This window comes from Actinacidiphila sp. bgisy160 (genome assembly GCF_057707815.1).
In genome coordinates this window covers 13,373-35,814 of record NZ_JBYIQW010000066.1, presented here as the reverse complement: position 1 = coordinate 35,814, position 22,442 = coordinate 13,373, and the positions used below count along the sequence as shown (strand labels likewise).

General features: G+C 72.4%; 22 protein-coding genes and 1 pseudogene. 6 read left to right on the top strand and 17 right to left on the bottom strand.

What is annotated here, in order from left to right:
• Positions 1 to 169 precede the first annotated feature (169 nt).
• Positions 170 to 796 (bottom strand): LysM peptidoglycan-binding domain-containing protein, encoded by a 627-nt coding sequence (locus tag AC3EUJ_RS32815; protein ID WP_431967880.1) that lies wholly within the window; start codon positions 794 to 796, stop codon positions 170 to 172.
• A 537-nt stretch (positions 797 to 1,333) separates the two neighbouring features.
• On the opposite strand from AC3EUJ_RS32815, the gene AC3EUJ_RS32810 reads away from it, so the two are divergent.
• Entirely contained in the window at positions 1,334 to 2,107 is a 774-nt protein-coding gene (locus tag AC3EUJ_RS32810) for a hypothetical protein (RefSeq protein WP_431967878.1), read from the top strand.
• A 178-nt stretch (positions 2,108 to 2,285) separates the two neighbouring features.
• Positions 2,286 to 2,528, top strand: coding sequence for a hypothetical protein (locus AC3EUJ_RS32805; protein ID WP_431967876.1), 243 nt, complete (start codon positions 2,286 to 2,288; stop codon positions 2,526 to 2,528).
• Between the two features lie 85 nt (positions 2,529 to 2,613).
• On the opposite strand, the gene der is transcribed toward AC3EUJ_RS32805, so the two are convergent.
• The 5 genes from der to aroH all read right to left on the bottom strand — a co-directional run bounded on the left by der (position 2,614) and on the right by aroH (position 7,043).
• Positions 2,614 to 4,071 (bottom strand): ribosome biogenesis GTPase Der, encoded by a 1,458-nt coding sequence (gene der, locus AC3EUJ_RS32800; RefSeq protein ID WP_431967874.1) that lies wholly within the window; start codon positions 4,069 to 4,071, stop codon positions 2,614 to 2,616.
• 66 nt (positions 4,072 to 4,137) lie between these two features.
• Positions 4,138 to 4,836 carry a lysophospholipid acyltransferase family protein gene (locus AC3EUJ_RS32795; RefSeq protein WP_431967872.1) on the bottom strand — a complete coding sequence of 233 codons (699 nt, stop codon included), beginning with the start codon at positions 4,834 to 4,836 and terminating at the stop codon, positions 4,138 to 4,140.
• Positions 4,794 to 5,537: a (d)CMP kinase gene (gene cmk, locus AC3EUJ_RS32790; RefSeq protein ID WP_431967870.1), complete on the bottom strand. Its 744-nt coding sequence runs from the start codon at positions 5,535 to 5,537 to the stop codon at positions 4,794 to 4,796. Before cmk ends, AC3EUJ_RS32795 begins: the two co-directional genes overlap by 43 nt.
• 61 nt (positions 5,538 to 5,598) lie before the next feature.
• Complete coding sequence (locus AC3EUJ_RS32785) at positions 5,599 to 6,684, bottom strand: prephenate dehydrogenase (protein ID WP_431967868.1); 1,086 nt, start codon at positions 6,682 to 6,684, stop codon at positions 5,599 to 5,601.
• Positions 6,681 to 7,043 (bottom strand): chorismate mutase, encoded by a 363-nt coding sequence (gene aroH, locus AC3EUJ_RS32780; protein ID WP_431967866.1) that lies wholly within the window; start codon positions 7,041 to 7,043, stop codon positions 6,681 to 6,683. Before aroH ends, AC3EUJ_RS32785 begins: the two co-directional genes overlap by 4 nt.
• 118 nt (positions 7,044 to 7,161) lie before the next feature.
• Here aroH and AC3EUJ_RS32775 point away from each other — a divergent pair, with 118 nt between their 5' ends.
• The 4 genes and pseudogenes from AC3EUJ_RS32775 to AC3EUJ_RS32760 all read left to right on the top strand — a co-directional run bounded on the left by AC3EUJ_RS32775 (position 7,162) and on the right by AC3EUJ_RS32760 (position 9,081).
• The gene (locus AC3EUJ_RS32775) at positions 7,162 to 7,524 is read left to right on the top strand and encodes a DUF952 domain-containing protein (protein WP_431967864.1); all 363 of its coding nucleotides are present in this window, start codon (positions 7,162 to 7,164) and stop codon (positions 7,522 to 7,524) included.
• 67 nt (positions 7,525 to 7,591) lie between these two features.
• Positions 7,592 to 7,894 (top strand): annotated as a pseudogene (locus AC3EUJ_RS32770) (DUF6529 family protein); the annotation flags it as partial.
• On the top strand, positions 7,891 to 8,352 hold the full coding sequence (locus AC3EUJ_RS32765; protein ID WP_431967862.1) for a Rieske (2Fe-2S) protein: 462 nt from the start codon (positions 7,891 to 7,893) through the stop codon (positions 8,350 to 8,352). The pseudogene AC3EUJ_RS32770 and the gene AC3EUJ_RS32765, both read left to right, overlap by 4 nt.
• An 18-nt stretch (positions 8,353 to 8,370) precedes the next feature.
• Positions 8,371 to 9,081, top strand: a complete 711-nt coding sequence (locus AC3EUJ_RS32760; RefSeq protein WP_431967860.1) for a nucleotidyltransferase domain-containing protein — start codon at positions 8,371 to 8,373, stop codon at positions 9,079 to 9,081.
• Here the strand turns inward: AC3EUJ_RS32760 and AC3EUJ_RS32755 are convergent.
• The 11 genes from AC3EUJ_RS32755 to pyrG form a co-directional block, all read right to left on the bottom strand.
• On the bottom strand, positions 9,040 to 10,029 hold the full coding sequence (locus AC3EUJ_RS32755) for an ADP-ribosylglycohydrolase family protein (RefSeq protein WP_431967890.1): 990 nt from the start codon (positions 10,027 to 10,029) through the stop codon (positions 9,040 to 9,042). The genes AC3EUJ_RS32760 and AC3EUJ_RS32755 overlap by 42 nt on opposite strands.
• A 38-nt stretch (positions 10,030 to 10,067) precedes the next feature.
• The gene (locus tag AC3EUJ_RS32750; RefSeq protein ID WP_431967858.1) at positions 10,068 to 10,844 is read right to left on the bottom strand and encodes a nucleotidyltransferase domain-containing protein; all 777 of its coding nucleotides are present in this window, start codon (positions 10,842 to 10,844) and stop codon (positions 10,068 to 10,070) included.
• A gap of 126 nt (positions 10,845 to 10,970) precedes the next feature.
• Positions 10,971 to 12,050, bottom strand: coding sequence for a pseudouridine synthase (locus tag AC3EUJ_RS32745; RefSeq protein ID WP_431967856.1), 1,080 nt, complete (start codon positions 12,048 to 12,050; stop codon positions 10,971 to 10,973).
• Positions 12,050 to 12,691, bottom strand: coding sequence for an SMC-Scp complex subunit ScpB (gene scpB, locus AC3EUJ_RS32740; RefSeq protein ID WP_431967888.1), 642 nt, complete (start codon positions 12,689 to 12,691; stop codon positions 12,050 to 12,052). Before scpB ends, AC3EUJ_RS32745 begins: the two co-directional genes overlap by 1 nt.
• A gap of 46 nt (positions 12,692 to 12,737) precedes the next feature.
• Positions 12,738 to 13,892 carry a segregation and condensation protein A gene (locus tag AC3EUJ_RS32735; RefSeq protein ID WP_431967854.1) on the bottom strand — a complete coding sequence of 385 codons (1,155 nt, stop codon included), beginning with the start codon at positions 13,890 to 13,892 and terminating at the stop codon, positions 12,738 to 12,740.
• Between the two features lie 61 nt (positions 13,893 to 13,953).
• Positions 13,954 to 14,607, bottom strand: coding sequence for a hypothetical protein (locus AC3EUJ_RS32730; RefSeq protein ID WP_431967852.1), 654 nt, complete (start codon positions 14,605 to 14,607; stop codon positions 13,954 to 13,956).
• Entirely contained in the window at positions 14,604 to 15,677 is a 1,074-nt protein-coding gene (locus AC3EUJ_RS32725) for a ParA family protein (protein WP_431967850.1), read from the bottom strand. Before AC3EUJ_RS32725 ends, AC3EUJ_RS32730 begins: the two co-directional genes overlap by 4 nt.
• 363 nt (positions 15,678 to 16,040) lie before the next feature.
• Positions 16,041 to 17,156 carry an alanine dehydrogenase gene (ald, locus tag AC3EUJ_RS32720; RefSeq protein ID WP_431967886.1) on the bottom strand — a complete coding sequence of 372 codons (1,116 nt, stop codon included), beginning with the start codon at positions 17,154 to 17,156 and terminating at the stop codon, positions 16,041 to 16,043.
• A 251-nt stretch (positions 17,157 to 17,407) separates the two neighbouring features.
• Positions 17,408 to 19,738 carry a tetratricopeptide repeat protein gene (locus tag AC3EUJ_RS32715; RefSeq protein ID WP_431967848.1) on the bottom strand — a complete coding sequence of 777 codons (2,331 nt, stop codon included), beginning with the start codon at positions 19,736 to 19,738 and terminating at the stop codon, positions 17,408 to 17,410.
• Between the two features lie 129 nt (positions 19,739 to 19,867).
• Complete coding sequence (locus tag AC3EUJ_RS32710; RefSeq protein WP_431967846.1) at positions 19,868 to 20,491, bottom strand: NUDIX domain-containing protein; 624 nt, start codon at positions 20,489 to 20,491, stop codon at positions 19,868 to 19,870.
• A 62-nt stretch (positions 20,492 to 20,553) separates the two neighbouring features.
• Entirely contained in the window at positions 20,554 to 22,206 is a 1,653-nt protein-coding gene (pyrG, locus tag AC3EUJ_RS32705) for a CTP synthase (RefSeq protein ID WP_488180988.1), read from the bottom strand.
• Positions 22,207 to 22,442: the final 236 nt, after the last annotated feature.

Genomic DNA, 22,442 nt, shown 5'->3' with positions numbered 1-22,442 from the left:
TGTTGTGGTGGTGTTTCTTTTCTGTTTTTCTCTTTTTTTTTTTTTCTTTTTTTTTTTCCTGTTTTTTTTTTTTTTCTTTTTCCCCCCCCCCCCCCCCCCCCGTGGGCGCACCCCGGGCCCACCCGTTCGGCGCACGGCCGCGCCCGGGTGGTCCGGGGTGCGCGGGAGGTCAGACCGACAGCCGCTGACCCGGCAGGATCAGGTTGGGGTCGGCGCCGATCACGGACCGGTTGACGGCGTACAGCTTCTTCCAGGTCGTCCCGTGGGCGGCCGCGATGCCGCTCAGGGTGTCGCCGCCGCGGACGCTGTAGTTGCCCTGCCCCTTCGCCCGGCTCTGGCCACGGTCGGCGTGGCCGCCGGTGCCCCGTGACTGCTTCGCGGGCGCCGGGGCGGTGTGCCGCCGCGCCTTGGGCGCGGCCGGGGCCGTACCGCGGGTGGGCGCGCTCCCGTAGGCGCCGGCACGGGCGGAGCAGGTGGGCCAGGCGCCCCAGCCCTGCGCCCGCTGCACCTTGGTGGCGACGGCGATCTGCTGCTCACGGCTCGCCCGGTCGGCGGTCCCCGCGTAAGCGGTGCCGCCGTAGGCGCGCCAGGTCCCGGCCGAGAACTGGAGTCCCCCGTAGAACCCGTTGCCAGTGTTGATGTGCCAGTTCCCGCCGCTCTCGCAGTTGGCGATGCGGTCCCAGACCCCACGGTCGGCGGCCTTCGCGGGCCCCGCGACGGCCATGAGGGCCAGCGGGGTCAGCACGGTGACGCCGGCTACGACTGCGGACTGACGGTACTTGGCTGATACGGCCATGGAATCCCTCTCCACGGACCCGGGGTTCCCCATCACGCCGTACCCCTGGTACGGCGCCCGACGGACGGGGTACCCGCGCATCCGGCGCGGTCCCCGTCCCCTTCGCTCGCCGACCGATGGCATTCCGATCCACGGTCACCCTCCGTGCGAGCCCTCCCGGGTGGTGCTCTCTGCGCACGGCGGGCCAATCTAGGCAGGGTGGCGTTCCGTCACCAAACAAATCCCCGGCGCCGCAGGCCACTTGCGAGTTACCGGAGGTAAAGACCCATTCAGGACACCGGATCAATAGTGTTTTTTGCGGCATGACCGCACAGCGCATATGCGCCATGTGACGTGTCTCATAGGCGTGGAGGCTTCCCGGGGTGAAAGGTGGGACATGGAGTGACCGGCTCCGCACCGCCGCTCACACTCCGCACACGGACGCCCGAGCACGCACCAAGAAACCCGTGACTCCGGCCACAGATCGGCCGTTGTCACTATGTGCCGGGCGAGGCCCGGCGAAGGAGCCCGTAGCCGTACATTTCCAAGGAGGCTTCAGTGCCGCCCATGCTCGACGTCAGCGACGAGGTACGAGCCGAGATCGGCGATGAGGAGGCGGCACGCCTGCTGGCCGGTGACAGCGCGCCCGGCACGTACGACTGCACCTCCTGCCGCACCCCGGGGGACACCGCCACGGAGCGCACCAGCACGGTGCTCTTCGTCGGCGAGGAGACCGCCGTGCTCGCCTTCGCCCACGCGACCTGCATCCCCTCCCAGGTCGTGCCGGTCTCGGAGGAGCAACTGCAGGGCGCGGTGCAGAGCATCGCCGGCGAGGACACGGCCGGCGCCGCGGCGGCTGCCGCCGCTCCGCGCCAGGCGGTGCTCGGCATCACCTGCGGCCTCGTCCTGATCAAGGACGAGGTGTGCCCGGCCCTGGTCATCGAGCCCACCGGCCCGATCGCCCGCCCCGGTGACAACGGCCCCGGCGACGAATTCCTGCCGATCCTGATCGAGCAGGGTTTCCTGCCCGTCAACGACATGTCGACGCCGCCCTTCCCGCTGCCCGGCTGGTCCGTGCTGCTGGCCATGGGGCAGCTGCACGCCATCCTGCAGCCCGGCTCCGCCGGCGCGTGGTGGCAGGCGCACCAGCCGCTCGCGGTGAGCGAGGGCTGGCGCCAGGCGGTCAACAGGTCCAACGAGGTGTACGTCTACGCCGCCCCGCACGGCACCATCGGCCAGCAGCCCCGTGAGGACCTGCTGCGCGACGCCCTGGAGCGCGCCTGCGGGCGCGGGCTCCTCGTCGCGGCGACGATGCCGCTCTCCGGCACCTGATCCCCCGGCTCCGGCCGAAGGCGCGTACGGCCTGCCCGTACGCGCCTTTGGCCTATGGAAGCGCATATGCGTGATTCATCCGTACGACCCGCATCCCCGCAGATGAAACGCTCGTTGCCACGACGTGCACACCTTTGACGCTTCCTCACGAGCCCAGTACCGCAGCCCGATCCCCCCCATGCGCACCGCGCAGGACGCGTCCGTGAGTGAGGGCACGCCGATCTACGACGCGCTCTACTCCGAGTACCGCAGGCTCTTCCGCACCCTCCCCGGCGACCGCACCGGCGAGGAGGACCTGCAGTTCAACGGCTTCGCCGACCGCGGTGGTCCGGGCTCCCCCTACCGCGCGGGCCGCCACCGCGGCGACCTCCCCGCCCTCCCCCCGGGCCTCGCCGAGAACCGCATGCACGGCGGGCTCTGACCCACCCCGCACGCGCCGTACCGCCCGCCCGATCCGCCCCGAGGAGCCGACCCGGCGGGCGGCACCATGTCCGGCCCCCAGACGGCTACTTCTTGCGACCGCGCTTCTCCCGCACCCGCACCGACACCTGGATCGGCGTCCCCGCGAACCCGAACTCCTCACGCAACCGCCGCTCGATGAAGCGGCGGTAGCCCGCCTCCAGGAAGCCGGAGGCGAAGAGCACGAAGCGCGGGGGCTTGGTGCCGGCCTGGGTACCGAAGAGGATGCGGGGTTGCTTGCCGCCACGGATCGGGTGGGGGTGGGCGGCTACGAGCTCGCCCAGGAAGGCGTTGAGGCGGCCCGTGGGGACCCGGGTCTCCCAGCCTGCCAGTGCCGTCTCGATGGCCGGGACCAGCTTCTCCATGTGGCGGCCGGTGCGGGCGGAGACGTTCACCCGGGGCGCCCACTGGACCTGTACGAGGTCCTTCTCGATCTCGCGCTCGAGGTAGTAGCGCCGCTCCTCGTCCAGCAGGTCCCACTTGTTGTAGGCGATGACGATGGCGCGGCCCGCCTCGACGGCCAGCGAGATGATGCGGGTGTCCTGCTCGGCGAGCGTCTCGCCGGCGTCGATCAGGACGACGGCGACCTCCGCCTTCTCCAGGGCGGCAGCGGTGCGCAGCGAGGCATAGTAGTCCGCGCCCTCCTGGAGGTGGACGCGACGGCGGATGCCCGCGGTGTCCACGAATTTCCAGGTCTTGCCGCCGAGCTCGATGAGCTCGTCGACCGGGTCGCGGGTCGTGCCGGCCAGCTCGTTGACGACGACGCGCTCCTCGCCGGCCACCTTGTTGAGCAGCGAGGACTTGCCGACGTTCGGGCGGCCGATCAGCGCGACCCGGCGCGGACCGCCGATGGTGCCCGCGAAGGACTGCATCGGCGCCTCGGGAAGCGCCTCCAGCATCGCGTCCAGCAGGTCGCCCGTGCCGCGGCCGTGCAGCGACGAGACCGGGAAGGGCTCGCCGAGGCCGAGGTTCCACAGCATGGCGGCGTCCGCCTCGCCCGAGGGGCCGTCGACCTTGTTGGCGCACAGCACGACCGGCTTCCCGGCCTTGCGGAGCAGCTTGACGACGGCCTCGTCGGTGTCGGTCGCGCCGACCGTGGCGTCCACCACGAAGACCACGGCGTCGGCGGCCTCGATGGCGAACTCGGCCTGGGCGGCCACGGACGCGTCGATGCCGAGCACGTCCTGCTCCCAGCCGCCGGTGTCGACGATCTTGAAGCGGCGGCCGTTCCAGTCGGCCTCGTACGTGACGCGGTCGCGGGTGACGCCGGGGCGGTCCTCGACGACCGCCTCGCGGCGGCCGATGATCCGGTTCACCAGGGTCGACTTGCCGACGTTCGGGCGGCCGACGACCGCGACGACCGGCAGCGGGCCGTGGCCCGCCGCCGCGAGGTCGCCGGCGACCTCGTCGGGGTCGAAGCCCTCCTCGGCGGCGAGCTCCATGAACTCGGCGTACTCGGCGTCGTCGAGCGCGCCGACTTCGCCGTACTCGTTCTCGATGTCCATGAAAGCTTCTCCGTCGATCGTCAGATGTGCGGGGGCTTGCACGCCCCAGTGTGGGTCAGGCCGGCGCTAGGAGGCGCGGCCCGTGGCGCGCCGGGCGTACTCGAGGTGGCCGGTCAGGTGCTTCTGGATGCGTACGGTGGCGGCGTCCAGCGCCGTACGGGTACGGCGCCCGGTCCCGTCGCCGGCGTCGAAAGGGTCGCCGAAGACGATGTCGACCCGGCCGCGCACCGGCGGCAGGCCGCGGATCAGCCGTCCCGGCCGGGACGTGCCGAGGACCGCGACCGGCACGATGGGCGCGCCGGAGCGCACCGCGAAGTACGCCAGGCCCGCCCGCAGGTCGGCGAAGTCGCCCTCGCCCCGGGTGCCCTCGGGGAAGATCCCGAGGACCCCGCCGCGCTCCAGCACGCCGAGCGCGCTGGTCACCGCGGTGCGGTCGGTGCTGTGGCGGTCCACCGGGAGCTGACCGATCCCACGCAGGAACGGGTCCAGCGGCCCGATGAACGCCTCCTTCTTGATCAGGAAGTGCACCGGGCGCGGGCAGGTGCCCATGAGCACCGGCCCGTCCACGTAGTGCGAGTGGTTCACGGCCAGGATCACCGGCCCCATGGCCGGCATCCGCCAGGTTCCGAGCACCCGGGGGCGCCAGAGGCTGTTGATGATCCCGATGCCGAGGCGGCGGCCGACCGCCGCGCCCTTCGGCCCCGGAACCGCGGAGGAGTCACTCACGAAGCGGCCCGCTTCTCCTCGATCAGGGTGACGACGCACTCGATGACCTGGTCGAGGGTGAGCTCGCTGGTGTCGACCTCTATGGCGTCGCCCGCCTTCGCCAGCGGGGAGGTCTTGCGGCCGGAGTCGGCCGCGTCGCGCCGCACCAGGGCCTCCCGGGTCGCCAGGAGGTCGACCTGGGCGCTGCCGGCGGCCTTCAGTTCGCCGCCGCGGCGGGCGGCGCGGGCCTCCGCGGAGGCGGTGAGGTAGATCTTGACGGTGGCGTCCGGCAGCACGGTGGTGCCGATGTCCCGGCCCTCGACGACGATGCCGACAGGCGCGGCGGCGGCCGCGTCGCGCTGCAGACCGACCAGCCGGGTACGCACCTCCGGCACCGCGCTGACGGCGCTGACCGCCGCGGTGACCTCCTGGGTGCGGATCGGGCCGGAGGCGTCCACGCCGTCCACCGTGATCGTGGGTGCCGCCGGGTCGGACCCGGAGACGATCACCGGCTTCTCGGCGGCGGTCGCCACGGCGGCCGCGTCGTTCACGTCGACGCCGTTGCTCAGCATCCACCAGGTCATCGCCCGGTACTGCGCGCCGGTGTCCAGGTAGCTCAGACCGAGCTTGGCCGCGACCGCCTTCGAAGTGCTGGACTTGCCAGTGCCCGAGGGGCCGTCGATCGCGACGATCACCGGATTCGACACAGTCGGGGGACCTTCCTTGTGCGTGGAGCAGCGACACGGCTGGCGCAATGCCATCCCCACAAGGTTACCGGCCCACCCATTCGGCTCCGTACCACGATTTCCCCGGCGGCCCCGCTCAGGCGCGCAGCGACCAGCCCCGCTCCCGCAACGCCGCCGACAACCGCGTCGCCGCGGCGGGCTCCACCATCAACTGCACCAGACCCGCCTGCTGCCCCGTCGAGTGCTCGATCCGCACGTCCTCGATGTTCACCCCCGCCGCCCCCGCGTCCGCGAACAGCCGCGCCAGCTCTCCCGGCTGGTCGCCGATGAGGACGGCGACGACCTCGTAGCTCTTGGGGGCGGAGCCGTGCTTGCCGGGGACCTTGGCCCGGCCGGCGTTGCCGCGGCGCAGGAGGTCCTCGATGCCGGCGGCGCCGTCGCGGCGCTTGGCGTCGTCCGCGGACTGCAGGGCCCGCAGGGACTCGACGGTCTCGGTCAGGTCGGCCGCGATGTCGGCGAGGACGTCGGCGACCGGGCCGGGGTTGGCGGAGAGGATGTCGATCCACATGCCGGGCTGGGAGCCCGCGACGCGGGTGACGTCGCGGATGCCCTGGCCACACAGGCGCACCGCGCTGTCCTCGGCGTGCTGCAGGCGGGCCGCGACCATGCTGGAGACGAGCTGCGGGGTGTGCGAGACGAGGGCGACGGCGCGGTCGTGGGCGTCGGCGTCCATCACGACCGGGACGGCCCGGCAGAGCGCGACCAGCTCCAGGGCGAGGTTGAGCACCTCGGTCTCGGTGACCGGGGTCGGGGTGAGCACCCAGGGGCGGCCCTCGAAGAGGTCGGCGGTCGCGGCCAGCGGGCCGGAGCGCTCGCGGCCGGACATGGGGTGCGTGCCGATGTACGAGGTCAGGTCGCAGCCGAGCGCCTCCAGGTCACGGCGCGGCCCGGACTTGACGCTGGCGACGTCGAGGTAGCCGCGGGCCAGGGCGCGGCGCTGGGCGTCGGCGACGGTCGCGGCGACGTGGGCCGGCGGCACGGCGATGATCGCCAGGTCGACCCGGCCGGACGGGGGCTCGTCGGTGCCCGCGCCGAGCGCGGCGGCGGTGCGCACCACGGCGGGGTCGTGGTCCTCCAGGTGGACCTCGACGCCGCGCGCGGCGAGCGCGAGGGCGGCGGAGGTGCCGATGAGGCCGGTGCCGATGACGAGGGCGGTTCTCACTGGGCGATGTCCTTGCGGAGGGCTGCCGCGGCGCCGAGGTAGACGTGCGAGATCTCGTCCTTGGACAGCTCGGACTCGACGTGGGCGAGGATGCGCACGACCCTGGGCATGGCGCCGGCGATGTCGAGCTCCTGCGCGCAGATCAGCGGCACGTCGGTGATGCCGAGCTTGCGCGCGGCGACCGCAGGGAAGTCGCTGTGGAGGTCCGGGGTGGCGGTGAACCAGACGCTGATCAGGTCGTCCACCGCGATGCCGTTGCGCTCCAGGATGGCGGTGAGCAGCTCGGCGACCTGCCCGTGCATGTGCTCCGCCTCGTCCCGCTCCAGCTGCACGGCTCCGCGGACCGCTCGTACCGCCACGTCATCGCTCCCTGTGTTGCTGCGCGCACGTACCTGGTCAGCGTAGTCGCGGCGGACGGGGCGCGGCGGACACGCCCGCCCTGCGAGACGCGAGGGGCGGTGCGGTACACCATGAAGCATGATCTACCACCTGGTTCCGCTGGACGACTGGCTGCGCGACCCGGACCGTCCGTACGCGCCCTCGTCGCTCGCCGAGGACGGGTTCGTGCACTGCGCGCCCGACGAGGCGGTGGCGCTCGCCGTCGCCGACGCCTTCTACCGGGGCACCCCGGGCCCGCTGATGGTGCTGCTGATCGACGAGGAGGCGCTGGAGGCCCGTGTGCTGTGGGAGGACGCCGATCCGGTGCCGCCGCCGGGCGTGCCGCGGGAGACGCGGTTCCCGCACGTGTACGGGCGCATCAACCGAAGTGCGGTGGTCGGGATGCTGGAGGTGCAGCGCGACCCGGAGGGCCGCGCGGTCGCGCTGACGGTGTGGTCGTAAGCACCGCTTCTTCCCGGCACGCCCCAGGACGCCGGGCGGGCCCGGCGGGGTGCCGGGCGTCCGCGCCCCCTCCTGGACCGGCGGGCTGCACCGCTGGTCCGGCCGGGTCGCGTTCCCGTCGACCGTCCCGGCCGCCGTGCACTGCCGGTACGCGTTGGGCTATCAGACGTACAGCGATCGCGTCTTGTGGCACTCGCTGCCCAGGTGCTTCTTTTTTGGGACATTCACGGCAAAGATGCTGCTGCTGCGGGCCGAGCGACTACCGGGCCGGCTGCTGCCGTTCGTCGGCGGGCTGGTCTTCACGGCGCTGACGGTGCTGTGGCTGACGTCCGCGTTGTGGTTCTTTCGAACGGTCGGGGTGACGACATGAAGCGACGCATCGTGCTGCTGTCCACGGCAGCGCTTGCGGGATGCAGCAAATACGGCGACGAGAGCACGCCGCAGGCCGCGGCGACGTCGGCGCCACCGGTCTCGGAGCCCGCCTCCGCACCGGCGGCCTCGGCGCCGGCCTCGCCACCGGCCTCCCCTTCCGCGTCCGCGGGCGAGGTTCTGGTGAAGGCGGCCGACGTGCCCGTGGGCGGCGGCACGGTGATCACGGACAAGAAGATCGTGGTGACCCAGCCCGTGGCCGGCGAGTTCAAGGCGTTCTCCGCCGTCTGCACCCACCGGGGCTGCATCGTGAACAGCGTCTCCGACGGCACCATCAACTGCCCTTGTCACGGCAGCAAGTACCGCATCACCGACGCCGCGGTGGTCGCGGGACCGGCTCCGAGGCCGCTCCCCGCCGAGGCGATCACCGAAAAAGGCGGCGAGATCCTCCTCGCGTAGCCCGTACCATCCCCGTCCATGCGCGACCACGACCTCGTACGCCACCACACCGTCTACGCCTGTGTGATGGGCTCGCGTGCCTTCGGCCTGGCCACGGACGGCAGCGACACCGACCGCCGCGGGGTGTACGTCGCGCCCACCCCGCTCTTCTGGCGCTTCGACAAGCCGCCCCGTCACGTGGACGGCCCGGAGCCCGAGCAGTTCTCCTGGGAACTGGAGCGGTTCTGCGAGCTCGCCCTGCGCGCCAACCCCAACATCCTGGAGTGCCTCCACTCCCCCCTCGTCGAACACGTGGACGACGTCGGGCGGGAACTGCTCGCCCTGCGCGGCGCCTTCCTCTCCCGGCACGTCCACGCGTCCTTCGCGCGCTACGCCACCGGCCAGCTGCGGAAGCTGGAGGCCGACGTCCGCACGCACGGCGCGCCCCGCTGGAAGCACGCCATGCACCTGCTGCGGCTGCTGATCAGCGCCCGCGACCTGCTGCGCACCGGCGAACTGCGCATCGAGGCCGGCGACCACCGCGAGCGGCTGCTGGCCGTGAAGCGGGGCGAGGCCGGCTGGCCCGAGACGGAATCCTGGATGCTGCGGCTGTACGAGGAGGCCGCGGCCGCCGCCTCGCGCAGCCCGCTCCCGGACGAACCGGACCGGGCCCGCGTCGAGGACTTCCTGTTCCGGGTCCGGCGGGCGTCAGGCGCCGTCGCCGTCCCAGAGGGCGCCGAGGGCCAGTAGTTCGTCGCGGTACTCGATCCGCTCCACCCAGGCGTCCGGCCAGGCCGCCAGGCCGTGGTGCGCGCCGGCGAAGGCGCCCGTCAGGCAGGCTATGGAGTCGGAGTCCCCGGAGGAGCACGCCGCCCGGCGCACGGCGGTGACCGGATCGTCCGGGAAGAGCAGGAAGCACAGCAGGCCGGTCGCCAGCGCCTCCTCGGCGATCCAGCCGGCGCCGGTGGCCAGGCACGGGTCGGAATCCCGGTCGGGCGCCGCGAGCGCCGCGTCGAGACGGTCGAGCGCCCCGAGGCACTCGTCCCAGCCGCGCCGGACGAAGGCCACCGGGCCGTGGTCGTGGGCGCGCAGCCACAGGTCGCCGAGCCACCACTCGTGGTAGGTGTCGCGCTGCTCCGCCGCGTGGCGGCGCAGCAGGCCGGCCAGTTCCCCCGGGGCCGTACCCTGCGCGAGCAGATGGACGGCGTGCGCGGTCAGGTCGGAGGCCGCGAGCGCCGTGGGGTGGCCGTGGGTCAGCGCGGACTGCAACTGCGCCGCCCCCGCCCGTTCCTCGGGGCGCAGGCCGGGGACGAGGCCGACCGGGGCGACCCGCATGTTGGCACCGCAGCCCTTGGAGCCGGTCTGGCAGGCCTCCTGCCATGGCCGGCCAGGGTGGTCCAGCTTCTCGCAGGCGACCAGGCAGGTGCGGCCCGGGGCGCGGTTGTTGTCGGGCGAGTGGTACCAGCCGACGTACTCCTCACGCACCGGACGGGCGAGCCGGGACGGGGTGAGGGGGCCGCGCTCCATCGCCGTGCGCAGCCCGCGTCCCAGGGCGAGCGTCATCTGGGTGTCGTCGGTGACGAAGGCCGGGCGGGGCAGTGCCATCTTCCGCCAGGGGCCGCACTTGGCGAGGATCGACGGGATGTCGTTGAACTCCGTGGGGAATCCCAGCGCGTCACCGATCGCCAGGCCCGCCATCGCCCCCGAGGCCGCTCGGCGCCCGGCCACGGCAGGACTCACGCCGCGGCCACCCGGGTGCGGACGACCAGGTCGTGGAGGGCGTCGTAGGCCGTCGGCTCGCCGGGCAGCCGGGTGTCCCGCTGCGCGTCGTCCAGGCCGGCGTGGAGGGCGTCGACGTCGGCGCGGACACGGCGCGGGTCGAGGTCCATCGCGAGGCCGTGCTCGGCGACGGCCTTCTCGTGGATGAGTTCGCGGACGTATCCGGGGGCGGGGACGTGCTCAAGCAGCGTCGGCAGGTGTGCCTCCACCGTGCCGGTGCGCATCAGGTGGATGCCGGACAGCAGCACCCGGAAGGTGTAGAGCAGCGGCTTGAGTTGGCCGGTCTTCTCGTACAGCTCCCACTGGGTACGGGCGAAGCCCCGGTAGTGGTGGGCGTGGTGGCCGGTGATGACGCCTGGTGCCAGGTCGACCAGTTGGGCGTGGACGCCGCTGGTGTGCACCACGAGCGGGGACAGCAGCTGCTCCAGCACGTAGCCGTTGCGCCGCAGCATGAGCCGGGTGAACTTCAGCAGGTCGTGGGTGACCAGGTCGAGTTCGAGACCGTCCTGCTCCCACATGCGGGTCTGGGTCTCCTCGCCCTCCCGCAGCCCGATCAGGTCGGACAGCGGGAGGAGGTGGACACCGCGCAGGTCCACGTCGGAGTCGCGGGACGGGAAGCCGTACAGGTGCGCACCGGAGACGGTGGCGAACAGCAACGGGTGTCCCCGCTGGGCGAGGGCCGGGGTGAGTTCGGGCAGCCCGGCCCCGCGCAGACGTTCGGCGTGGATGGTCATTGCGCCATCCTTCCCGGAACGGCCGCCTCCGGGAAAGTCCTTATCCGTGGGGAGCCGGTCGGAACCGGCCGGACGGCCGGTCCGGTACGGGACGCGGACCGGCGCCGCCGGCGGGGACCGGACGGCTCAGAGGTCGACCTCGCGCATCAGCATGCCCACCTCGGTGTTGGTCAGCCGCCGCAGCCAGCCCGACTTCTGGTCGCCGAGCGCGATCGGGCCGAAACTGGTGCGGACCAGCTTGTCGACCGGGAAGCCCGCCTCTGCGAGCATGCGGCGCACGATGTGCTTGCGGCCCTCGTGCAGGGTGACCTCGACGAGGTAGTTCTTGCCCGTCTGCTGCACGACGCGGAAGCTGTCGGCGCGGGCGTAGCCGTCCTCCAGCTGGATGCCGTTCTTCAGCTGCTTGCCGATGTCGCGCGGCAGCACACCGCTGATCGCGGCGAGGTAGGTCTTCTGCACGCCGTAGCGGGGGTGGGTGAGACGGTGGGCCAGCTCGCCGTGGTTGGTGAGCAGGATGATGCCCTCGGTCTCGGTGTCCAGCCGCCCGACGTGGAAGAGCCGCGTCTCGCGGTTGGTGACGTAGTCGCCGAGGCACTGGCGGCCCTCGGGGTCCTCCATCGTGGACACCACGCCGGCCGGCTTGTTCAGGGCGAAGAACAGGTACGACTGCGTGGCGACGGTCAGCCCGTCGACGCGCACCTCGTCCTTGTCGGGGTTCACCCGCAGGCCCTGCTCGGTGACGATCTTGCCGTTCACCTCGACCCGGCGCTGCTCGATCAGCTCCTCGCACGCACGGCGCGAACCCATGCCCGCCCGGGCCAGCACCTTCTGCAGGCGCTCGCCCTCCTGCTCGGCGCCGGGGAAGGTCTTGGGCAGGTTCAGCCTGGGCTTGCTGTGCCGCTCGCGGTTGCGCTCCTCGATCTGGGCGTCCAGCTCGCGCGGGCGCGCGGGGGCGGACTTGCGGGGCTTGCCGGACGCGCCGCCCGGCTTGCCGCCGGTACCGCGCCTGGCACCCCCGCCCGCTCCGCCGGGCCCGCCGGAGCTGCCGCCGACGTCGTAGCGGCGCTCCTCGGGACGGGGCCGGCCCGCGCGCTTCTGCTGGTCGCCGCGCTGTCCCCCGGTCCTCGACCGGGAGCTGCCCCCACCGGCACCCCGGGTATTCCGGTTGCCGTCACTGTTCCTGCCGCTGCCGCTACTGCTTCGCATCAACTATCCGTCGTCGAGTCCGGGTCGAATGAGGGGACGCCCTCCAGGGAGTCCGCCTCGACGGCGTCCGCCTCCGGGAGGAACGGGGCGAGCTCGGGCAACTCGTCCAGGCCGCGCAGGCCCATCCGCTCCAGGAAGTAGTTCGTCGTCCTGTACAGGATCGCACCTGTCTCGGCTTCCGTCCCACACTCCTCCACCAGACCCCGCTGCAGGAGGGTGCGCATCACGCCGTCGCAGTTGACCCCGCGCACCGCGGAGACCCGGGACCGGCTGACCGGCTGCCGGTACGCGACGACCGCCAGCGTCTCCAGCGCGGCCTGGGTGAGCCGGGCCTGCTGGCCGTCCAGGACGAACTTCTCGACGGCCGCGGCGTAGGCGGGCCGGGTGTAGAAGCGCCAGCCGCCCGCGATCAGGCGCAGGTCGAAGCCACGGCCCTGCGCGGCGTACTCCTGCGCGAGGTCGTGGAGAGCGGTGGCGATCTCCCGGCGCGGGCGCTCCAGCACCTTGGACAGGGTCTCCTCGGTGACGGGCTCGTCCACGACCATCAGGACCGCCTCCAGGGCGGGCCGCAGCTCCAGCTCCGCCACGGACAGCAGCCCCGCGGGGGCGCCCTCGGCCGCCTCGCCGGTCCGCTCGATCACCTCGGCCTCGGATGCCACCTCGGCCACCCCGGTCGTCTCCGTCACGTCAGCCGTCCTTCCCGTCCTTCGCCGCGGCGGGCACCTGGTCGAATTCGTCGGTGACGAGCGGCTGGTCCGGTGCCCTCTCGCCGCCCGTCCAGCGGACCTGGAGCGTACCCAGGGCCTCCTCCTGGTCGAGCGCGACCGCCTTCTCCCGGTACAGCTCCAGCAGGGCCAGGAAGCGCGCCACGACCGTCAGGGTGTCAGGGGCGTCGAAGGTCAGCTCCCGGAAACTCACCTCGCCGCGCTCGCGCAGCATCGCGATGACGTGCTCGGCCTGCTCGCGCACGCTCACCAGCGGCGCGTGGATGTGGTCCACGTACACCTGCGGCTTCGGCTTCGGCTGCATCGCCTTGACGGCGAGCTGCGCGAAGCGTTCCGGCCCGATGCTCAGCACCACCTCGGGCAGCAGCTCGGCGTGCTGCGGCTCCAGTCCCACGGTGCGGGGGTGGTGCAGCGCCTCGGCCTCCAGGCGTTCGGCGAAGATCGCGGCGATCTGCTTGTACGCGCGGTACTGGAGCAGCCGGGCGAACAGCAGGTCCCGGGCCTCCAGCAGGGCGAGGTCCTCCTCGTCCTCCACCTCGGCGGCGGGCAGCAGACGCGCGGCTTTCAGGTCCAGCAGCGTCGCCGCGACGACCAGGAACTCCGTGGTCTGGTCCAGGTCCCAGTCCGGTCCCATGGCGCGGATGTACGCCATGAACTCGTCCGTCACCTTGGACAGGGCGACCTCGGTGACGTCGAGCTTGTGCTTGGAGATCAGCTGCAGCAGCAGGTCGAAGGGGCCCTCGAAGTTCGCCAGCCGGACGGTGAACCGGCCGTCGTTCGCGGCGGCACCCTCCTCGTCGTCCGGCTCGCCGGCGGGCGGCGTCTCGCCGTCCGGCGCGGGAGCAGCCACGGGAGCGGGCGCCTTCTCGTCCCCCGCCTCCGCTGCGGGCGGCGGGTCCGCGACGAGCAGTTGCCCCCCGGGCTCGGGGGCGGCCTCCGCCACGACTTCGACGGCGGCGGGTGGCGGCGGCACCGCGGGCGCGGTGTGGCCGAACTCACTGCCCGCTTCGCCCGTGCCCGCGCCGGCCCCGGCCGTGGGCGGCACGGGGTTCGCGCCGGGGCCGCGGCCGAGGAGGCGGCGGGAGCGCTGCGGGCGGTCGGTGTCGTCGGGGGGCATGGGGGTCCAGGTGGTACTGACGGGGCCGTACGGAGGACGGCACCGTATCGCGCGGAGCGGGTCAGCGGCCGCGCAGGCGGCGTACGAGGATGCTCGCGTCGCCGCGGGACTCGAGGTCGGCCAGGACCACGGCCACCGCCTCGCGGACGATGCGCCCGCGGTCCACAGCGAGCCCGTGCTCGCCGCGCAGCACGAGGCGGGCGTGCTCGAGGTCCATGAGCTCCTCGGCGGAGACGTAGACGGTGATCTTCTCGTCGTGGCGCTCGCGCCCGCTGGGCCGCCTGGGGGCCCGTCCGGACTTGCGGCGCGGCTGTGGGGGCTGCGGCGGCTGCGGGGCCGCCTGGGGGCCCGTGGAGCCCGCTGCGGGGGCCTGCGGGCCGCGGCGTACGGGCGGACCGGACGGGCCCGCCTGCTCGGGGACGGAGCGGGCCGCGGGCGCGGTGCCGGGGACGGCGCCGGTCTCCCGGCCGCCGTGCTCGGCGGCCTCGGAGGGCGCCGCGGACTCGCTGACGGGCGCCTCCTCGGGCGCCGGTTCCCCGGAGGGGGCCGGCACGGGCCGCAGCGGGCGTTCGCCGGAGGCGCCGGAGTCCGTGCCCTGGCCGGCGCCCGTGCCCGCACCGGGGGTCTCGCCGTTGGCGTGCTGCCGCGGCGCCGGGGACTGGAGCCCCCGTCCCCCGGTGGTCCGGAACAGTTCGTCGGCCCCCGGGAGACTCACTCGGCGTGACACCGGGCGAGCACCTCCCTGGCGAGTTGGCGATAGGCGGCGGCGCCCACCGAGTTGGAGGCGTACGTGGTGATCGGCTCACCGGCGACCGTGGTCTCCGGGAAGCGGACGGTCCGTCCGATGACGGTGTGGAAGACGTGGTCGTCGAAGGCCTCGACGACACGCGCCAGCACTTCGCGGCTGTGCACGGTGCGCGAGTCGTACATCGTGGCGAGGATGCCGTCCAGCTCCAGCTCGGGGTTGAGCCGCTCCCTGACCTTCTCGATGGTCTCGGTGAGCAGCGCGACACCGCGCAGCGCGAAGAACTCGCACTCCAGCGGGACGATCACCTGGTGGGCCGCGGTCAGCGCGTTGACGGTCAGCAGGCCGAGCGACGGCTGGCAGTCGATGATGACGTAGTCGTAGTCGGGCAGCAGCGGCTTCAACGCGCGCTGCAGCGAGGACTCCCGGGCCACCTCGCTGACCAACTGGACTTCCGCGGCGGACAGATCGATGTTGCTGGGCAGCAGGTCCATGCCGGGCACCGCGGTCTTCAGCAGCACCTCGTCGGCCGAGAGCCCGCGCTCCATCAGCAAGTTGTAGACCGTGACGTCCAGTTCCATCGGGTTGACGCCGAGTCCGACGGAGAGCGCGCCCTGGGGGTCGAAGTCGACCAGGAGGACGCGACGGCCGTATTCGGCCAGCGCCGCACCGAGGTTGATGGTGGACGTCGTCTTGCCGACGCCGCCCTTCTGGTTGCACATGGCGATGATCTTCGCCGGGCCGTGGTCCGTCAGCGGCCCGGGAATCGGGAAGTACGGCAACGGGCGGCCGGTGGGGCCCACGCGCTCGCGGCGCTGGCGCGCCGCGTCGGGCGCGAGTGTGGCCGCGTACTCGGGATCGGGTTCGTACTCCGCGTCGGGGTCGTAGAACTGACCGTCCTGGAGCTCTTCTTCGTAGTGCGCCATGGGGTTCGCGTAACGCGTCTCGTTGTCTGTCCCGGCTCTGCGCGCCTCGAACGTCCGGACGGCCACGGAGGCCACCGGTTCGAGCCGTGCGGAGCCCTCGGTCTGCACGGTCATTCCTGGCTGACCACCCCCGGGAGCAAATGTCGACTCATTCACAAGTCGTCTTACCTCCTTGGTGACCAGGAAACTTCTCAATAGGTCAGCGTTGCAGCATGCCGACGGTTGGCGACTCTATGGCGTGTCGGTGGTTCACAGCAACACAATCCACCGGACACGGCACGATGTGTCGGCAACCGAACGTCTCGCTGTCAAGGGTGTAACGACGACGCCGGGGATGTTTCGCAGGGGTACGAATCGGCAAAACAGTATGGTTCCACGCGAACGGCCGGGTCTTGTGACTCAAGACCCGGCCGTGCGTACCGGATTGGCGACAAGTTGACGCCGACGCCAAATATCGATCAATCGATGAGGCGGCCGTCAGCCGAGGACGGTGGCGAGGTCCACCGCGTCCAGGCCGTGCGCCTCGGCGACCGGGCCGTAGACGACCTGGCCCTCGTGGGTGTTGAGGCCCTTGGCGAGCGAGGCGTCACGCCGCAGCGCCTCGCGCCAGCCGCCGCCTGCCAGCTCGACGATGTAGGGCAGCGTCGCGTTGGTCAGCGCGTAGGTGGAGGTGTTCGGCACCGCGCCCGGCATGTTGGCGACGCAGTAGAAGACCGAGTTGTGCACCGCGAAGGTCGGCTCGGCGTGCGTGGTGGGACGGGAGTCCTCGAAGCAACCACCCTGGTCGATGGCGATGTCGACGAGCACCGAGCCCGGCTTCATGCGGGAGACCAGCTCGTTGGTGACGAGCTTGGGGGCCTTGGCACCCGGGATCAGGACCGCGCCGATGACGAGGTCGGCGTCGAGGACCGCCTTCTCCAGCTCGAAGGCGTTGGAGACGATGGTCTGCACCTTTGTGCCGAAGATCTTGTCGGCCTCGCGCAGCTTGTTGATGTCCCGGTCGAGCAGGGTGACGTGGAAACCCATGCCGATGGCGATCTGCGCGGCGTTCCAGCCGGAGACGCCGCCGCCGATGACGACGGCCTTGGCCGGGGCCACACCCGGGACACCGCCGGGGAGCACCCCGCGGCCGCCCGCCGAGCGCATCAGGTGGTACGCGCCGACCTGCGGGGCGAGCCGGCCGGCCACCTCCGACATCGGGGCGAGCAGCGGCAGCTGGCGGTTGGCGAGCTCGACGGTCTCGTACGCGATCGCAGTGGTGCCGGACTCCAGCAGCGCGTCGGTGCACTCGCGGGACGCGGCCAGGTGCAGGTAGGTGAAGAGGGTCAGGTCCTTGCGGAGCCGGTGGTACTCCTCCGCGATCGGCTCCTTGACCTTCAGCACCAGGTCGGCGACGGCCCACACCTCGTCGGCGGTCGGGAGGATCGTCGCACCGGCGGAGACGTACTCCTCGTTAGGGATGGACGAGCCGACACCGGCGTCCTGCTCGACGAACACCTCGTGGCCGCCTCGGACGAGCTCGTGCACGCCGGCGGGGGTGATGGCCACGCGGAACTCGTTGTTCTTGACTTCGCGGGGGATGCCGACCTTCACGTCGATCACGGTCCTGTTCACGGGAGTGGAGGGTTTTGGCAGGTCTCCGGACATGTCACCCGATGACAGGGTACGTCGGACCTGACCGCGATGTGCTGCGGTGTGACCAAGTGTAGTGAAGGAATACTCGCTGTCCAGCCTTACAAAGTGACTACTTTCAGCGAAGGTATTGGCAGTTTCGTAGGTACGGTCCGCCTGCGGCGCGTTCTGAGAGCCCCCGATGGGCCCTTGGGCCCGGAAAACAGGGGCACTCAGTCCTCCTCGGGCTGCGGAATCTCCTCGGCGGGCAGCAGCAGGCGCGCCGCGGCGCGCTGCAACCGGGCGCCCGCCGGGTCCCCCAGCCGGTCCAGAGTGTCGGCCATGCGCAGCAGCACCGCGCCCTCCAGCCGCCGCTCCCCCGCCTGCCGGGCCCAGTACAGGGCGTCGCGGCAGGTCCGCAGGGCGTCCTCAGGGTGACCCGCGTACTCCTGGACCCGGGCCACCTCGCTGAGGGCGCGGGCCTGCGCGGGCAGGTCCTTCAGCCGGCGGTGGGCGGCGGCCGCCGCACGCCACTCGCGCAGCGCGTTGCCGTAGTGGGCGGCGTAGGTGAACAGGGCGCCGAGCCGGGAGTGCAGCCGCGCCTGGTGGATCAGCTCACCGCGGGCCTGCCGCAGGGCCAGCGCCCTGCCGTACCAGTCGGAGGCGCGCTGCGGGTCGTCCAGCTCCAGGTACGTCCCGGCGATGGCCTCCAGCGCGCGGCCCTCGGCGTCCCCGTCGTAGGCCTCCCGGGAGGCCACCAGCGCTCCTCGATAGCGGTCGAGGGCGTCGAGCGGGCGGGCCGCCTCCACGTCCAGGTCGCCGATGTTCAGCAGGGCCGCCGCCTTCTCGCGGTGCAGTCCGCGCCGCTCGGCGACGTCCAGCACCAGGTGGTGGAGCCGATAGCGCTCCGGCGCCGTCGCGCCGCCGTCGGGGTCCGCGGCGAGGGCGCGGACGAGCGCGGCCATGAGGCGGCGGGCCAGGGTGTCCAGTTCGCCGTCCGCCACCGCCAGCCGCGCGGCGGCCAGCAGCACCGGCAGCCGCGCCCGCAGCCATCCGGCCGCGACCGGACGGCTGGGGAAGCGCAGCGACGTGGGCAGCCCGTCCGGTTCCGTCTCGCCCTCCAGGCGCATCCGGCACGCGTGGAGCAGGCGTACCGTGCGCTCCAGCATCCGGGCGCGGGCGAGCTGCGTCTCGGACGGCTTGTCCGTGCTGTCCAGCAGCGCCCGCAGCGGCGGGGTCAGCCAGCCCGGCACGCGGTACTGCACCGGAAGGTCGCCGACCACCGGCTCGGGGTGCAGCAGCCCGCAGCCGGCCAGGTCCGCCAGCGTGGCCTGCGCGGCCTCGACCGAGCAGCCGCCCAGCGCCGAGGCGGTCTGCGCGTCGGTCAGGCCCGAGGGGGCCAGCGCGAGCAGCCGCAGCATCCGGGCCACGGCGGGGGAAAGGGCTCCGTACACGAATCGGAAGGCGCGCAGCAGCTCCGGCGCGGGGGTGGCGCGCGCGGTGGCCGCCGGGGTGGCGCTCCCCTTCCGCTCCCCCGCTCCGGGGCCGTCGGCGTCCCCAGTGTCGCCGTCCGCCTTCCTGGTCGGGCCGGCCGGGGTGCCCGCCCGGCGCAGCACACGCGCCTGCCCGTCCGCGGCCAGACCGCGCAGCGACTCGGGCAGCGGGCCGCTGCCCGTGCGGTGCCCGACGTCGGCGCGGAGTGTGCCGTTGCCCCGGGTGGCCGCGCCGCCCTCGGAGGCCGTGGGGGTGGCCGGCCCGGCGGCCTCGGCGGCCCCGGCTCGCAGCCTGCGGGTGGCCTCGGCGACGGAGGTGCGGGGATGGGCGGCGAGCCAGGCGGCGACGAGCCGGAGCGCCGCGGGGTGGCCGCCGCACTCCTGCGCGAGGCCCTCGGCGGCCCGGGGATCGTTGGTGATGCGCACCCGGCCCACGGCCTCGGCCAGCAGGTCGACGCACGCCACCGGGTCGAGCCCGCCCAGGGTGCACGGGCGTACGTCGTGGACACCGGGCAGCGGCCCCTCGGCCGTGGCGACCAGCAGATTCCCCGAGCCCTTGGGCATCAGGTCCAGCAGCTGCCGGGAGTCCACGACGTCGTCCAGGACGAGGACGGCCTTGCGCCCGTTCAGTGCGGTGCGCAGCGCGGCCAGCAGTTCCTCGTGCTCCGCGGCCGGCTCGACCTCGACGTCCATCGCACGCAGCAGGGCCCGGGCGGACTGCTCGGGCGGCACCGGCCGGCCGTCGTTCTCGCTGAGCCGAACGTAGAACTGGCCGCCGGGGTAGCGGTCGGCCACGTCGTGGGCGAGCCGGACGGCCAGCGCCGTACGTCCCGAGCCCGGCCGGCCGGCCACGAGGAGCACGCGGCTGCCGTCGGGCGTCTGGCCCCGCAGGGCCGCCAGGCCCGGCCGGTCGATGTCGGCGCGCAATTCCCCGAGCTCGCGGCGGCGGCCGACGAACCCCGGCGGGCCGGGGGGCAGCGTGCCATGTGCCGGGGTCTGTGACGCCGGCTCCCTCGGGCCGTCGTCAGAGGCCGCCGCCGATGCGTCGGCGTCCAGCACGTGCTCCGCCACGGGCCCACTCCCGTTCTCCTACGAACGGCAAGAGCCTAGTTCACGGCCGGGGTCCAACCCCCGTACGCGACGCGGCGGATCCGGCCAATGATCACCCTCTCGGACGATCGGATGGTCAGACCGAACAGGTCACGCGGAGAACGGTCGCGCGGGCCACTCGGCCTCGGCCGGACGCAGCGCCTCCAGGCCGTCCCCGGCCCGCGCGGCCTGCAGCGAGAGCACACCCACCACGAGGCAGTTGTTGTGCAGCTCCCCCGCGAGGACGCCACGGACCAGCTCGTCCACCGGGACCCGGGCGAACTCCATGTCGGCCTCTTCCTCCGACACCTCGAAGCGCTCGCCCTCCACGTCGGACAGACCGCGGGCCAGGAAGATCCGCACGGCCTCGTCGCAGCCGCCGGGCGTGGTGTACACGTCCGTGAGCACCCGCCAGTCCTCGGCCTTGACGTGCGCCTCCTCGTACAGCTCGCGCTGGGCGGCGTGCAGTGGGTTCTCGCCGGGTACGTCCAGCAGGCCGGCGGGAATCTCCCAGAGCTTCATCCGCACGGGGTGGCGGTACTGCTTGAGGACCAGGACCCGGTCCCGGTCGTCGAGGGCGAGCACGGCCACCGAGCCCGGGTGGACCTGGTAGTCGCGCCGGGCGACGCCGCCGTCGGGCATGACGACGTCATCGGTGCGGACGCTGGTCTTCTTCCCGGTGAAGGGGGTGGCGGTGGCGGTGACCCGCCACTCCTCGGGAGTGTCCTTCAGCATGCTGCCCTCCGTACGCGGTACCGGGCGGGCCGTTCGCCGACCCGCCCCCGCAACCGTATCGATCAACCCTTGAGGCGCTCGACGGCGGCCGCGACCAGGCCCACGAACAGGGGGTGCGGACGGGTCGGGCGGGACTTGAGCTCGGGGTGCGCCTGGGTGGCCACCAGGTACGGGTGCACCTCGCGCGGGTACTCCACGTACTCGACCAGCGTGTTGTCCGGGGAGGTCCCGGAGAACAGCAGCCCGGCCTTCTTCTCCAGCTCGCCGCGGTAGGCGTTGTTCACCTCGTAGCGGTGGCGGTGCCGCTCCTCGACGTAGGGCTCGCCGCCGTAGACCTCGCGGACGATGGAGCCCTCGGCGAGCTTGGCCGGGTACAGGCCCAGGCGCATCGTGCCGCCGAGGTCGCCCTGGCCGGCGACGATGTCGAGCTGCTCCGCCATGGTGGAGATGACCGGGTGCGCGGTCGCCGGGTCGAACTCGGTGGAGTTGGCGTCCGGGATGCCGGCCAGGCTGCGGGCCGCCTCGATGACCACGCACTGCAGGCCCAGGCACAGGCCCAGCAGCGGGATGCGGTTCTCGCGGGCGAAGGTGATCGCCGAGACCTTGCCCTCCACGCCGCGGTCGCCGAAGCCGCCGGGCACGCAGATCGCGTCCACGTCGCCGAGCTGGCGGGCCGCGCCGGCCGCGGTCTTGCAGTCGTCCGAGGTCACCCACTTGATGTTGACCTTGGCGTTGTTGGCGAAGCCGCCGGCGCGCAACGCCTCGGTCACCGACAGGTAGGCGTCCGGCAGGTCGATGTACTTGCCGACGAGGGCGACCTTCACCTCGTGCTCGGGCTGGTGGACCCGGCCCAGCAGGTCGTCCCACTGCGTCCAGTCGACGTCCCTGAAGGGCAGGTTCAGCTTGCGGACGACGTACGCGTCCAGGCCCTCGGTGTGCAGCACCTTGGGGATGTCGTAGATCGACGGGGCGTCGATTGCGGCGACCACGGCCTCCTCGTCGACATCGCACATCAGCGAGATCTTGCGCTTGATGGAGGTCGGCACGTCGCGGTCGGCGCGCAGCACGATCGCGTCGGGCTGGATGCCGATGCTGCGCAGCGCGGCCACGGAGTGCTGGGTCGGCTTGGTCTTCAGCTCGCCGGAGGGGCCGATGTACGGGAGCAGTGAGATGTGCATCACGAAGACGTTGTCCCGGCCGACCTCGTGCCGGATCTGCCGCACCGACTCCAGGAAGGGCAGCGACTCGATGTCGCCGACGGTGCCGCCGACCTCCGTGATCACCACGTCCACGTCCTCGGTCGCCATGCGCCGGATACGGGACTTGATCTCGTTGGTGATGTGCGGGATGACCTGGACGGTGTCGCCCAGGTACTCGCCGCGGCGCTCCTTGGCGATCACCGAGGAGTAGACCTGGCCGGTGGTGACGTTGGCCGAGCCGGCGAGGTTCACGTCCAGGAAGCGCTCGTAGTGGCCGATGTCCAGGTCGGTCTCGGCGCCGTCGTCCGTGACGAACACCTCACCGTGCTGGAAGGGGTTCATCGTGCCCGGGTCCACGTTGAGGTACGGGTCGAGCTTCTGCATGGTGACGCGCAGACCCCGGGCCTTGAGCAGTGCGCCGAGGCTCGACGCGGTCAGGCCCTTGCCGAGCGAGGAGGCGACACCCCCCGTGACGAAGAGGTGCTTGGTCGTCGTGGATTTGGGCGGCAGTGCCAACAGGGGGCTCCCGTGGTCGCGAGGTGGTGGTCGGGACGGCACCATGGTGATGAAGAGGGGTGTCGTCGCGGCGGTTCAGTGGTTCAGCCCACCGGCCCACGGGCTACCAGGGTATCAGTGACGCGCACCAGACGGCGCGGACGGCTCTCTGGCCAAAAACGCGGTCACCGGGAGTTTGGTACGACAAAATGCACCCGACCGGCCCAGCGGGGGCGGTCGTCGCTTCCGCACAGCCC